We start from the raw sequence: 14075 nt of genomic DNA, 5'->3' as shown, positions 1-14075 counted from the left end.
GTAGCCACGACCGGGTAAGTACTCGCCACGGGGATCCTTCGCTATCGCAGGATGACGATTTGTAAACAACAAAGGCCGGCTGCTTACGCAAACCGGCCTTTCAACCACACTAATCATTCTCACTCTTACTTATGAAAACGCTCTTTAATATTATTTTACAGCGATCTCGCGCGACTGGATCTTAGCTTCTTCCTTTTTAGCTACGGTCAGTTTCAGGATACCATCTGTATATTCGGCATCAATTTTTGCATAATCTACACTATCAGGCAAGGTGAAAGACCTTACGAACGATTTGTAGCTATACTCGCGTTTGCTGTATTTTTTAGTTTCGTCGGTGTTTTCCGATTTCTTTTCAACCGATACGCTTAACACATCCTTATCCAGGCTGATCTTGAAATCTTCTTTCTTAAGGCCAGGGGCAGCCAGTTCAATATGAAATTCGTTTTCGGTTTCTGCAATATTAACGGCCGGTACTTTGGTTTGTAGTTTATCGTTAATGAACGAATCGTTAGCTATAGCGTTAAATACATCGCTGAACCAAGGGTTTACTGCTGGTTTGTGGCCGTTGTTAAATTTTACTAAAGTCATTTTTATATCCTCCTAAGTTTTTGTTTTTACTTATTTTTGGAAAGGATTGTACAAAGCCAATACCAATGGGCTATTCCGGGCAATTCAGCAGACATTTTGTCTGTAATTTTATTTATCTACCGACAAAAAAACATATAATGCCTGTAAATTTAGCCGACTTTAAATATAGCACCCCCATCCCCATCCGCTTTTCGGATATCGACGCCTTCGGGAACGTGAGCAATACCATCTATTTAACCTACTTTGAAATAGCCCGCCAAAGCTATTGGAAGGATATTATTAAATGGGACCTGCGCCAGCACGGGATTATTTTGGGCAAATCAGAAATACATTACCTGAAACCATTGGTGCAGGAAGACCAGGTGAAATGCTACGTGCGCACATCGCGCATTGGCAACAGTAGTTTTGATGTGATGTATATCCTGGTAAAAGTAACCCCCAACGGCGAGGAGATTTGCACCACCGGCAAAAGCCTGTGCGTGAGTTACGATTATACTGCCAAAAAACCTATCGGTATACCGAAAGAAGAGCGCCAGCGCATGATAGAGTATGATGAGCCGGGCTTGATTACGAATACGAATTAACCCCCTTACCCCCTAAAGGGGGAACTGATGTGCAAGTGTGCAAATGAACAAAGTTATTCTGAGACACGGCATCTGCATATTTGCACATCCTCCCATCTGCATATTTATTCCCCCTTTAGGGGGCTAGGGGGTATCATCTTCCCCGGGTTCATGATCCCGTTCGGATCGAACACAGTTTTAATGCCTCGCATCAATCTCAAATGCAGCTCCGAATATTTTAACGGCATAAATTCTTTTTGCACCAGGCCAATACCATGTTCACCGCTGATGGTGCCGCCAAGGGAAACAGTCAGTTCAAATATCTCGCGGATACCGTCTTTCAGTTTGGTATTCCAGTCTTCGTCGCTCATGCCACCTTTAATGATATTCACATGCAGGTTGCCATCACCGGCGTGTCCGTAGCAAACAGATTCGAAGCCGTATCGGCTACCAACATCTTTTATCCCTTTAATTAGTTGCGGCAAGGCTGCACGAGGGACTACCGTATCTTCTTCCTTATAAACCGAGTTTGATTTTACCGATTCGCCCATGATGCGGCGCATGCGCCATAGTTCTTCTTTTTGAGCAGCGGTATCGGCAAAAAGTACGTCTTTACAATTAAACTCCTCCAGCACGGTATTTATCTTATCACAATCACCAAATATGGTATCCATATTATTGCCGTCTACCTCTATCAGCAAAAAGGCATTCACATCATCGCGCAGATCGAACACAATATTATTGTGAGCGATCACCCATTCTACACCACGGCGCTCCATAAACTCCAGTGCCGATGGCACTATACCCGCTCTGAATATGGCCGACACCGCGGCGCAACCATCATCATTAGTACTAAACGATGCCAGCATCAGCGCACTTTGTGTTGGCGCGGGAATTAATTTAACCACAATTTTGGTAACAATACCCAACGTACCTTCCGAGCCGATAAATAACTGTGTGAGGTTATAGCCCGAGGCATATTTCAGCGTGTTGGCGCCCGTCCATATCATTTCGCCATTGGGCAGTACTACCTGCAGGTTCAGGATATATTCGCGGATGGTACCGTATTTCACCACCCTGGGCCCACCCGAGCCGTGCGATACGTTGCCGCCGATAAAACAGCTCCCCTTGCTGGCGGGGTCGACTGGGTATAGCAAACCCTTTTCGGCAACGGCATCCATAAATACCTGGGTGATAACGCCCGGTTCAACCGTAGCCTGCAAATTAGCTTCATCAATTTGGATGATGTTATTAAATCGCTCCATGCTAATGAGCAGGCCACCCATCACCGGCAGTGCACCGCCGCTTAAGCCGGTGCCGGCCCCACGCGGCGTAACCGGGATTAGATGATCATTACACAACTTAAGCAAAGTGGCCACCTGTTCGGGCGTATTTGGCTTAACCACCACTTCGGGGTAGTAACGCAGGTCTTCGGTTTCGTCATGACTGTAGCGCTGCATATCCTGGCCGCCGCTTATCACATAAGCATCGCCAACAATGGCTGTTATCTGCGCTAAAACATCCCCTGTTATTTTTTGGTAGGCCATGCTATTTGTTATTGGTGATGGTAACCGACGAATAAGCCACGCTGCCTTTCAACAGCGGGTTCAATTTTTTCAGTTCAACACGGATGTTTTCTACATAAGGATGATCGTGCCGGATGCGATTGGCTATACATTGCGCCACTGGTTCCAGCAGCTTGCGTGTAATGCGCATTTCTTCGGCGGCTATATTGTACAGTTGTTCGTAGTTTACGGTGTCGGTAATTTCATCGGCGGCTAAATCGGCCGTGGTATAAAACTCCACATCAATATCCAGCACAAACCGGCAACCCAGTAATTGCTCTTCGGGATAAAAGCCGTGATAGGCAAAAAATTCGGCACCGTGTAAGCTTACTTTTATCATGAAGATAAAGGTAGGTTGTTTATATTGTCTGAACCAGAATTTTCAGAATTAAAGAATATTGCGCATAAAGAGGTGATATGTACATAGCGATGGGTTTGAAACCCATCGCTACACCGACGAATGCCATTCTTTACTGTAGAGACACGATACTTCGTGTCTCAGACAACGTATAATTAAGCTTGTTAAACAGGAGACCGAAGTATCGTGCCTCTACAATATTTGCTTCGTACAAAACCTTTGTGGTTAATTTGCCAGCTTTCATTAGCTTTGCCACCATAAACCACCAATTTATGCCTAAGACTGATCTTTTTGAATCGCCCGATTATTATTTAATGGATGAACTTTTAAGCGATGAGCACAAACTCATCCGCCAAACCGTGCGCGATTGGGTAAAAAAGGAAGTATCGCCCATAATTGAAGATTACGCCCAACGTGCGGAGTTTCCGAAGCAATTATTAAAAGGATTGGCCGAGATAGGCGCCTTTGGGCCTACTATTCCTACCGAATACGGCGGCGCGGGTTTAGATTATACCGCTTACGGCATTATTATGCAGGAAATAGAGCGTGGCGATTCGGGCATCCGGTCTACAGCATCGGTACAGGGATCGCTGGTGATGTATCCTATTTATGCCTATGGGTCGGAAGAGCAAAAAAAGAAGTATCTGCCTAAACTGGCCAGCGGCGAAATGATGGGCTGCTTCGGCCTGACCGAACCCGACCATGGATCGAACCCGGGCGGCATGGTCACCAATATTAAAGATGCGGGCGACCACTATGTTTTAAATGGCGCTAAAATGTGGATCTCGAACGCCCCATTTGCCGATATCGCGGTAGTATGGGCTAAGGACGAGACCGGCAAAATAAAAGGCGTTATTGTTGAACGCGGCATGGAGGGGTTTACAACGCCAGAGACGCATAACAAATGGTCGCTGCGTGCATCAGCCACCGGCGAATTGGTTTTTGATCACGTAAAAGTACCGAAGGAGAACCTATTACCCGGCGCATCGGGCTTGAAAGGCCCGCTGGGGTGCTTAAACCAGGCCCGTTATGGTATTGCCTGGGGTGCTTTGGGTGCCGCTATGGATTGCTACGATACCGCTCTGCGCTACTCGAAAGAGCGGGTACAGTTTGGCAAACCCATAGGCGGTTTTCAGTTACAGCAGAAAAAACTGGCCGAAATGATCACCGAAATTACCAAGGGGCAATTACTGGTATGGCGTTTAGGCACTTTAAAAAGCGAGAACCGCGCCACAGCCGCGCAAATATCAATGGCTAAGCGCAACAGTGTGGAAATTGCGCTTAACATTGCCCGCGAGGCACGACAGATGCTGGGCGGCATGGGCATCACCGGCGAATACCCGATTATGCGCCATATGGCTAACCTGGAATCGGTGGTAACTTACGAGGGTACACACGATATCCACCTGCTGATAACCGGCCACGATGTTACCGGATTGGATGCTTTTAAGTAGTTTATCCTTAAACGAAAATTTTAGGTATTTTAAGGGAAATCGCGACAATAATTAAGAACAATTTTCAATAATTAATTGTATATCAGGGTGGCAAACAGTATATTTGTTTTCGGCTACCCTTGTCCATGTTTTGGTTAACTGTTAAACGCACCCGCACTAAACCTCTAATTAATAGCCTGTTATGGCTGTGCGTTTTACCGACCCTTATTTTCTCCTCTTGCGATCAAAGATCGGACGGCGTTGCCGAACTTTCTAAAGAATTTAAGCCCATTTACGACTCTACCGACCGACTGTTTTCGGCCAACCGGTTTGACGAAGCCGTACACTATCTCGATTCAGCCTCGCAGGGTATTACCCTTAGCCCTATCGACCGGCACCGCAAAGCCGCTTTTCATTACAACCATTTCAACAAAATAAAGCACGATTACGAAAAAGCCTTGCTGTATGCCGATACCATGGTTATTACGGCTAACCAACTAACCAATAAACAGCAGTATATTGCTTTTCTTGGGGATGCTAACTTTGCACGTGGTGATGCCTTGTTTAACCTTGGCCGCTATAACGAATCGTACAACAGTTATTACCAGGGCTATTTATTGGGGAAAACCAATCTTGATAATTGCACCCTGTCGGCCTATACCTATCGAATGGGGATGATCACTTATAAGCAGGGGAATTATAAATATGCCGCTACTTATTTCAAGGAAAGCTTCGATCTGAACAAATCCTGTAAAACTGAGTTTGTTTCGTTCTTCCGTCAGCAGGAGGTGCTGGATAATATTGCTTTAAGCTACCGTAACAGCGGTAAACTGGACAGCGCGCTGTTCTTCTACAGCAAAGCCCTGAAATATATCGACGATAACGAGCCTTCGTACAAAGACCGGATAGATATTTTAAATGTAGCACGCGCCGTAATATATGGCAACAAAGCCGATGTTTTAACTTCACAGGGTAAAAATGAGGAGGCCGCCGAACTGCTGAAGAAAAGTATAGCCACCAATCTTAAAAAAGGTAACGACAATATAGATGCAGAACTGTCGGAAGTAAAATTGGGGCAGATATATCTTGCCCAAAACAGGTACGAGTTGGTGCTGCCTTTAATGATATCGTTGCGCAAGCAGTTAGATAGCGCCAAATCAAGCGATGCGGAGGCGGGTTATAACCTGGTAATGGGCACCTACTATCGCAAAAAGAACGACGCGGTTAATGCCATGCCCTTCCTTGAAAACTTTCATCACATCAAAGATTCGCTATCGGCACGTAACAGGATATTGAAAGAAAGTAACGTTAATGAACAACTCGCCAATCTTGAAAAACAATACCAGATAACCGACCTGCGCAACCGCCAGCGGGTTTACATGTATACCGGGGTGATCTTTTTTTGCATGACCACCATTATTGTGCTGTTGATTTACCGTAACTGGAAACGTTCGGGTAAGGAAATGGCTACCGTAAGCGCGCTAAACAAACAAGTAATCTTGCAAAAAGCCGACCTGGAAAACACCCTTGCCGACCTGCAAACCAGCAGCCAGGAAAAAGACCGCATACTGCGCACCGTAGCGCATGATCTGCGCAACCCCCTTGGCGGCATAGCATCGTTAACAAGTGTAATGGTAAGCGATGCCGATTATACCAGCGAACAATTAGAGTTACTGAAGATCATTAAGGAAACCGCCTTCGATTCGCTGGAACTGATCAACGAAATTTTGGAGGCCACCAACAGTGGCGGCGCCGAACTGCAAAAGCAACCGGTAGATATTAACACCTTGCTGAGCAACAGCGTTGAACTTTTGCGCTTTAAAGCAGCCGAGAAGAACCAAAAAATAATGCTGAACACGCTGGACGCGCCCGAGGAACTGCTGATCAGCCGAGAAAAGATCTGGCGGGTCATCAGCAATCTCATCAGTAATGCCATTAAGTTTAGTCCCGTTGGTTCGGATATACGGGTAAGTATAACCGACCAGGAGCATGATGTGCAGATCTCGGTAAACGATCACGGCATCGGCATCCCCGATAACATTAAAAACACCATATTTAACATGTTTACCGAGGCCAAGCGGCCGGGTACGCTTGGTGAAAAGTCATTTGGACTGGGCCTTTCCATCTGCCGGCAGATCATCGAAAAGCATCACGGTAAAATATGGTTTGAAAGCAGTACCGAAAACGGCACTACCTTTTATGTACGCCTAGCCAAGGCACAGATGCCGGAAGCTACAAAAGCGTAAGTTTAATTATTCCATTACTTAAGAAATTCGCCATACCACTTACCCGAATTTTTAATGACCCGGCGTTGCGTGGCAAAATCAATATAGATCAGTCCGAAGCGCGGGTGATACCCCTCGGCCCATTCAAAGTTATCGGTCAACGTCCAAATAAAGTACCCCTTTACGTTTACTCCCTCTTGTTTTGCCCTTAGTACCTGCCCTATGTGGGTTTGCAGGTATTCGGTGCGATGGATATCATTCACGCCCTCGTCGGTCAATTCATCTTCAAAAGCAACACCATTTTCGGTAATATAAACCGGCTTGGCTGGATTATAAGTGCTGAATTTCTTTAACATTTCATATATCGCCGGCGGGTGCACCTCCCAGCCCATTAGCGTTGTAGGGACATTACGTTCGGCGGCCTTAACCTGCCGGGCGTAAACGTATGGCGTAAACAGCGAAAAACGCACAATTTCGCGGGTGTAATTCTGTATGCCGATAAAATCGAAATCGAAAACCATGTTGGCTTCATCGCCAGGCTGCTTGTATTTAGAGATGCCGTTTAGGGCAGATACTTCGGTAGGATAGCCCAAGCCCAATATAGGTTCAATAAACAATCGGTTCAGCAAAGCATCAACACGTACTGCCGCGCCAATATCCTTTGTCTTTTGCGAATACGGCTCGATATGCGAGCAGGAAAACGTAGTGCCGATAACAGCGCCGGGTAATAACTCACGCAATTTCTTAGCGCCTGAAACCATGCTGAGTACCGTATAATGTATGGCGGGCAAAAAATTCCTCAGGCCGGTGCGGCCGGGCGCGTGTACGCCTAAAAAATAGCCGGCACCGGTAAACACACCGGGTTCATTCATCACCATCCAGTGTTTTACCTTGTCCCCAAAGTTTTGGGCGCAGATGACTGTAAAGTTAGTAAACCAGTCTATTACTTTTCGGTTTGTCCAGCCGCCCTGGGCCTCCAGTTTTTGGGGCAGGTCCCAGTGATAAATGGTAAGCCAGGGTTCAATTCCCTGTTCAAGGCAGTAATCGATAACGCGGTGATAATGATCGATCCCCTGTTGATTGATAGCGCCATCGCCATCGGGCAAAACGCGGGTCCACGAAATAGAAAAGCGAAAGTTGGGGATATTCATCTGTTTGATCAGATCGATATCCTGGCGGTAGTTGTGGTAAAAGGCGCAGGCGATCAATGCATTTTCGCCGTTTTTTATTTTCCCTTTGCGCGATGTAAACTCATCCCAAATAGAGCGGCCCTTGCCGTCGGCATCGCATGCTCCTTCTGTCTGGAATGCGGCCGTTGAGACGCCCCAGGCAAAATCATCCCCAAAAAGTTTTTTATTGAGTTCCGTATGTTCCATTTACATCGGGCACGTAGCCGTGCCCAATTTGTTTATTATAACCGGATAAAAAAAGAATATGCCCAACAAAATATGCTTTAGTGCATAAATGATGAACCCATGCTCTTGATCATCAGCCGCTCGCGTATTATACCGATAAAGCTTAAAATTTTTGCTATTAGTTTCATGGCGGTTATTTTTAGTATTACTAAGCTACAACCACAATATGAAACTGTAGTTAGGCTAATATGATGCTTTTGTTAACAAGTGTTAGCCTAACAACACAAAAAAGGCGCCCCGTGTTTTACTCCGGGGCGTCTTTTGTTAGTTCATATTACCGGCTGTCGCGCAGGGCTTTGATTTTATCGTGCGCGCCTTTTAATACGCTTTGCTGGCGGATAAGTACAATTTGCAGATACGATGGCAGGGTATCATCTTCCAATGCTGCTTTGTAGGCCTTCTGCGTGGCGTCCTCGCCAAATTCGCAGTTTTCCAATATCGATCTGTCAGTTTTACCAAAGGCATCTGTAACCGACATCCAGGTGCGGTGTATTTTGCCGCTTAAGCTGGTATCTGTTTCCATCTCGCCGCCTAAAGCGTTTACCTCGGTACCCAGTTCCATTTTAAACTGGTGGCTTTGGGCGATGAGACCGGTAAACAAGTCTTTAAGCGTGACATCGCCATTTTCAAGATCTTTCAGCGCTTTTTCATAGCCGGCAATGCGGTCGTTATGAATTTGCACCAGGTCGTTCAGGTTCTCTATCGTGACACTTGTTGTTTCCATAGTTTTTCTGTTTTACTACAAAGACAACGCCCCTGGATAAGAAAAGTTTAACTAAAAAGAAAATTCAACAATTATACTGATCTGTCTTTCGGATTGAGGCACATTACATAACTAATTGCCTTCAATTTGCCACACATCAATAAAAAAACGATGGATTTTGATACAGGTTTACCCCCTCAGCTTTTGCCGCGGAATGCCGAGATAAGCCAGATGATTACAAAAACCACGATCAGCACGGCGATAATACCAACGGCAAATCCTGCTTTAAATATACCGCCAATAACCTGGCAACTGCTCAGCAACATCAAAGTTGATGCGAATAACAACATGTTTATCTTTTTCATAAGGTTTCATTTTTAATGATCTGTATAATATCATCCAATAACTATACCTTTTTTTAAAGATCACAGGCAACGTTTAGGCAAATAAGACGTAACATTAAATAGCAGCACGACAAGTTATCACATGCGATTAAAAAAATTCACAAAAACGAAATCCCAAAATACTGACTTATCGTACATGTTTTTAAATTAAAATAGTTCAGCGTTTAAACCTTTGTTATCTTTGCACGTCGAAGAAAGCGTTTATTTATTATATAATATGAGTTACGATATACAGCCCGGAATTGAATGTGAAAATTGTATAAAGTGTGGAACAAGGCCTGTTATCGATCAAACAAAAAAAGGATTATGGGAGGTAAAATGCCCCAATGATGCCTGCAAAAATGTAGTTACCGGCCCTTTAGTTGATTTTGAAACATGGAATCGTCTAAACAAGAAAAACCCAAACCTTAACCCGGGTAAAAATAACTTAATGCAATCGGCATAAGTTGCTGCATAATTTTTATTTGAAATAATCTGTAGGGATGGCCTATATTAGGCACCTGAATATGTTACCACCATTTATTGTTATTACAGGTGTAGATATTGGCTATTTAAGCAAACCGGTATTAAACAACCTTGATCTTGAAATTACAGCCGGCCAACATTGGGCGTTTGTGGGCGCCGCCGGATCGGGCAAAACTTCACTATTGCAAACCATTGCCGGTAACTTACAAAACCGCAAAGGCGAGATCACACGGAATTTTGAAGGGCAAAGCAATAACCATCCAACCGATTTCCGCCGGCATATTGCCTTTGTAGCATCAAGGCATCACTTTCGCAACCTATCTAATACCTCCGATCTCTATTATCAGCAACGCTATAATTCATCCGATTCGGAAGACGCGCTTACTGTAAGCGCCTATCTTGAACAGGTAGCTATAGCATTTCCTGCTTCGCATCACTGGAACCTTACCAATACTATCAGCCTGCTTAAACTGGGGGCTTTGGCAGATAAACAACTCATTAAACTATCCAACGGCGAAATTAAACGCCTGATGATTGCCGCCGCGCTGCTAAAAAACCCACAATTACTATTGATGGATAATCCGTTGGCAGGTTTGGATACCGATACCCGGCAGGAGTTTAACAACATTGTAAACAAAATAGCTGCTACAGGTATAACCATTGCTATGGCTACAAGTCCGCATGAACTGCCGGCTGCCATAACGCATGTTGGTGTGATAAAAAATAGTACATTAAATATCACTACCAGGGATAAGTATCAACCAGAAGAGTTGTCCGAAAAAGCATCATTAGCGGGTTTTGATTTAAGCGGGCTGATTACCGGCTATCCGGCCCCGGCTTATACCGATGTTGTAGCTATGCGTAATGTAAACATCCGTTATGGAGAAAAACTTGTTTTACAGCATATCAACTGGCAGGTAAAGCAAGGCGAACGCTGGGCACTGATGGGGCATAACGGCGCGGGGAAATCAACCCTGCTAAGCCTTATCAATGGCGATAACCCGCAGGCATATGCCAACGATATCATCCTGTTTGATAAAAAGCGCGGCAGCGGCGAAAGCATTTGGGATATAAAAAAAAAGACCGGCTTCATATCGCCTGAGCTTTACCAATACTTCCCGGCCGACAACAGCTGCCTGCAAACTATCGAATCGGGCTACTACGATACGATGGGCCTTTTCCGCCCGTCTGACAAAACTAAAGCCGGGCGCGCCCTGCAATGGATGAAAATGCTGGAGATTGACCAGTATGCCCGCCAATTGCTAAAAAATATCCCTGCAAGCGCGCAGCGCCTGTGCCTGCTGGCCCGCGCCATGATCAAGTGCCCTACCCTACTGATACTGGACGAGCCCTGCCAGGGGATGGACGACCATCAGGTAGCACACTTTAAAGCACTTATCGACACTATTTGCCGGCAAACCAATATCACCCTGATTTATGTTACGCACTATGCCGAGCATATCCCCGATAGCGTGGATAAGACGCTGAGGCTGGTAAATGGCCACATTGTGAGTGATTAGTTAATCAGAGATCGGAGATTAGTAATTGAGCGAATTACATACTAATCTCTAATTAACTGATCTCTAATCACTATCTTTAAACATGATCTCAAGCAAGCGGCCTGATTACAATTGGTTGATACTAACCTTTGTTGCCTTAAAGATACTGCTCAATTTGTTGGCCATGCCGCATTTCGGCTTCCATCGCGATGAGTTACTGCATTTGGTACTGGCCGATCATTTAGACTGGGGTTATAAGGAAGTGCCGCCGTTTATTGCCGTACTGGCTTATACCAGCAAGCACTTGTTCGGCACATCGGTATTCGCGGCGCGGGTATTCCCTACTATTTGCAGCGGATTGATCATGTGGCTTACCGGCCGGATCACGGTTGAAATGGGCGGCCGTAAATTCGCGGTGATATTGGCCTGCGTTACTATGCTGGCTGCCCCGGCTTTTGTGGCCAGTCAGTATTTGTTCCAACCCGTCGTGTTCGATCAGTTTTGGTGGGTGCTGGCGGCATGGCTGCTGATTAGATATATCAATACCCAAAAGGCATCGTATTTGTATTGGTTGGGCGCGTGCGTAGGTTTCGGCATGCTGACCAAGTATAGCATGGCGTTCTTCACATTCGCGCTGATATTGGGACTACTCATCAGCAAACAGCGTCGCATACTTTTCAGCAAGCAGGTATTTATCGCCTTTGTCATTGCGTTTGTTATCTTCCTGCCTAACGTCATCTGGCAATTCGCGCATCACCTTCCCTTTATTAACCACATGCACGAGTTAAAGGAGCAACAACTGGATTATAATCACCCGTCCGACTTTATCGCACAAAACTTCCTGGTGAACGGCATTGCCTTGTTTGTTTGGCTGGCGGGGTTTATATTCCTGCTGATATCGTTCAGGTTGCGCAAGTTTCAGTTCCTGGCATTTGCCTACATGCTGGTATTTTTATTTCTGCTGTTGATGAATGGAAAGGCCTATTACCTGTTTGGTGCTTATCCCATGCTATTTGCAGCGGGCGGTATTGCCTACGAACGCTTGTTAAAAAGCGCCGGCACTGGCATACGCACAACAGTGGCCGTTTTATTTACAGTGCCTAATCTTTTATTGCTGCCCCTGCTTTTGCCGGTGTTAAACATCAACCAAACCTTAGGCTGGTTCAGTTCGGTTGGCAAACTGCATTTTTTTGATTTTGCCGTTACCTGGGAAGATAAAAAGAAGCACCCGCTTACACAAGATTACGCCGATATGTTCGGTTGGGACGAGATGGCTAAAAAGGTAGGCGATACCTATCATAACCTCACGCCCGAGCAGCAGAAGCATACTGTCATCTTCGCCAGTAATTATGGACAAGCCGGCGCGCTGCACCAATATGCTGAGCAATACCATATCCCCAAAGCTATCAGCCTAAACAGCAGCTTTACCCTATGGGCGCCAGACAGCCTGCATTTTGAACATATGATATATGTTAACGCCACCAACGAAAGCGAAATTGGCAAATTGGGCATGTTATTTGGCAGCGCCGTAAAAACCGGTGAGGTAACCACACCATACGCCCGCGAAAAAGGGACGGCTATCTTTCTACTCAGCCAACCTAAGCAGGGGCTTTATGACCGATATAACCAGGAATTGGCAAAGAAGCGAATGCAATAAAGCCGAAAGAACAAAGCCAAAAGCTTTAAAAAACTAAGAAGCCCGGAGTAATTGCCCAGGGCTTCTTAGTTTATATATTTTAGTTAAAAGAGTCTCTTCACCGTAGCGATGGGTTTGAAACCCATCGCTACTCGCTGTAAGGATGGGTACCTAATCTCTGATCAACTTACCTCTGATCTCTAAAAAACTACTTCTCCATCTGCTCGATAACGGCCTGCGTTACGCCAGTGAACGAGAAACCACCATCATGAAACAGGTTCTGCATGGTTACCATACGGGTCATATCGCTAAACAGGCTTACGCAGTAATCAGCACACTGATCCGCATCAGCATTACCCAGCGGGCTCATTTTTTCGGCGTAGTTGATAAAGCCATCGAAACCCTTAACGCCCGAACCTGCAGTGGTGCGGGTTGGCGACTGCGATACGGTATTTACACGCACTTTCTTTTTAACACCATACTGGTAACCAAAGTTACGGGCAATGCTTTCCAGGTAAGCTTTGTTATCGGCCATATCGTTATAATCAGGGAATACACGCTGGGCGGCAATGTAGCTCAGGGCTACCACGCTGCCCCACTCGTTAATGGCATCCATCTTCATGGCGGTAGCCAAAACACGGTGCAGGCTCAAGGCCGATATATCAAAACCCTTATGGGTAAAATCGTAGTTATTTTCGGTATAGTGGATGCTTTTGCGCACGTTAACGCTCATACCAATAGAGTGCAGTATAAAATCGACACCGCCGTTAAAATGCTCCTGTGTTTTAGTGAACAGGTTAACCAGGTCGTCGTTATTGGTTACATCGGCACCAATTACAGGCGCGTTGCATTCTTCAGCAAGTTTATTCAGTTCGCCCATGCGCAAAGCAATAGGCGCGTTTGATAACACAATTTCAGCGCCTTCCTGTACGGCACGCTGTGCAACTTTCCACGCGATAGATTGTTCGTTCAACGCGCCGAAGATGATGCCTTTTTTACCTTTTAATAAATTATAAGCCATAGCTAATTTTGTTTGTTTTGATAAAGCGGTGTAAAGTTATAATTAATTGAGGAATACGAAATTGTTTTGTTGATTATCATCCTCATATACACTTCGTCATAGCGAGGAGTGGAACGACGTGGCTATCCCCGGAAAGCAAAGCCGCCTTGTAGAGCAGATCTGCCTGTCGGGGATCGCCACGCTATCGCTTGCGATGACGT

The 14075-nt window shown here is 45.5% G+C and carries 13 protein-coding genes; 6 read left to right on the top strand and 7 right to left on the bottom strand.

Translation table 11 applies throughout. The features are described 5' to 3' along the window. Positions 1 to 150 precede the first annotated feature (150 nt). Positions 151 to 588 carry an Hsp20/alpha crystallin family protein gene (locus tag HQ865_RS05540; protein WP_173413933.1) on the bottom strand — a complete coding sequence of 146 codons (438 nt, stop codon included), beginning with the start codon at positions 586 to 588 and terminating at the stop codon, positions 151 to 153. Positions 589 to 725: 137 nt separating this feature from the next. Between HQ865_RS05540 and HQ865_RS05535 the strand changes: the two genes are divergently transcribed. After that, the gene (locus HQ865_RS05535; RefSeq protein WP_173413932.1) at positions 726 to 1172 is read left to right on the top strand and encodes an acyl-CoA thioesterase; all 447 of its coding nucleotides are present in this window, start codon (positions 726 to 728) and stop codon (positions 1170 to 1172) included. Positions 1173 to 1276: 104 nt separating this feature from the next. On the opposite strand, the gene HQ865_RS05530 is transcribed toward HQ865_RS05535, so the two are convergent. Further along, the gene (locus HQ865_RS05530; protein WP_173413931.1) at positions 1277 to 2698 is read right to left on the bottom strand and encodes an FAD-binding oxidoreductase; all 1422 of its coding nucleotides are present in this window, start codon (positions 2696 to 2698) and stop codon (positions 1277 to 1279) included. Position 2699: 1 nt separating this feature from the next. After that, on the bottom strand, positions 2700 to 3056 hold the full coding sequence (folB, locus tag HQ865_RS05525; protein ID WP_173413930.1) for a dihydroneopterin aldolase: 357 nt from the start codon (positions 3054 to 3056) through the stop codon (positions 2700 to 2702). A 290-nt stretch (positions 3057 to 3346) separates the two neighbouring features. Here folB and HQ865_RS05520 point away from each other — a divergent pair, with 290 nt between their 5' ends. After that, positions 3347 to 4528 (top strand): acyl-CoA dehydrogenase family protein, encoded by a 1182-nt coding sequence (locus tag HQ865_RS05520; protein WP_173413929.1) that lies wholly within the window; start codon positions 3347 to 3349, stop codon positions 4526 to 4528. 125 nt (positions 4529 to 4653) lie between these two features. After that, entirely contained in the window at positions 4654 to 6753 is a 2100-nt protein-coding gene (locus HQ865_RS05515) for a tetratricopeptide repeat-containing sensor histidine kinase (RefSeq protein WP_173413928.1), read from the top strand. A 14-nt stretch (positions 6754 to 6767) separates the two neighbouring features. On the opposite strand, the gene HQ865_RS05510 is transcribed toward HQ865_RS05515, so the two are convergent. From HQ865_RS05510 to HQ865_RS05500, 3 genes are all read right to left on the bottom strand, one after another. After that, complete coding sequence (locus tag HQ865_RS05510; RefSeq protein ID WP_173413927.1) at positions 6768 to 8108, bottom strand: GH1 family beta-glucosidase; 1341 nt, start codon at positions 8106 to 8108, stop codon at positions 6768 to 6770. Between the two features lie 313 nt (positions 8109 to 8421). Beyond that, positions 8422 to 8871 (bottom strand): PA2169 family four-helix-bundle protein, encoded by a 450-nt coding sequence (locus HQ865_RS05505; RefSeq protein WP_173413926.1) that lies wholly within the window; start codon positions 8869 to 8871, stop codon positions 8422 to 8424. A 176-nt stretch (positions 8872 to 9047) separates the two neighbouring features. Then, positions 9048 to 9215: a phosphatidate cytidylyltransferase gene (locus HQ865_RS05500; RefSeq protein ID WP_173413925.1), complete on the bottom strand. Its 168-nt coding sequence runs from the start codon at positions 9213 to 9215 to the stop codon at positions 9048 to 9050. 256 nt (positions 9216 to 9471) lie between these two features. Here HQ865_RS05500 and HQ865_RS05495 point away from each other — a divergent pair, with 256 nt between their 5' ends. The 3 genes from HQ865_RS05495 (at position 9472) to HQ865_RS05485 (ending at position 12875) form a co-directional block, all read left to right on the top strand. Further along, positions 9472 to 9699, top strand: a complete 228-nt coding sequence (locus HQ865_RS05495; RefSeq protein ID WP_173413924.1) for a hypothetical protein — start codon at positions 9472 to 9474, stop codon at positions 9697 to 9699. Positions 9700 to 9760: 61 nt separating this feature from the next. Beyond that, a complete protein-coding gene (locus HQ865_RS05490; RefSeq protein WP_173413923.1) occupies positions 9761 to 11239 on the top strand; it encodes an ATP-binding cassette domain-containing protein in 1479 nt (492 codons plus the stop codon). A gap of 82 nt (positions 11240 to 11321) precedes the next feature. Beyond that, positions 11322 to 12875, top strand: coding sequence for an ArnT family glycosyltransferase (locus tag HQ865_RS05485; RefSeq protein WP_173413922.1), 1554 nt, complete (start codon positions 11322 to 11324; stop codon positions 12873 to 12875). A 187-nt stretch (positions 12876 to 13062) separates the two neighbouring features. Here the strand turns inward: HQ865_RS05485 and HQ865_RS05480 are convergent, their stop codons facing one another. Further along, positions 13063 to 13875: an enoyl-ACP reductase FabI gene (locus tag HQ865_RS05480; RefSeq protein ID WP_173413921.1), complete on the bottom strand. Its 813-nt coding sequence runs from the start codon at positions 13873 to 13875 to the stop codon at positions 13063 to 13065. Between the last annotated feature and the right edge of the window lie 200 nt (positions 13876 to 14075).

The organism is Mucilaginibacter mali (genome assembly GCF_013283875.1).
Taxonomy (GTDB): domain Bacteria; phylum Bacteroidota; class Bacteroidia; order Sphingobacteriales; family Sphingobacteriaceae; genus Mucilaginibacter; species Mucilaginibacter mali.
This window is presented reverse-complemented; position numbering and strand designations above follow the sequence as displayed.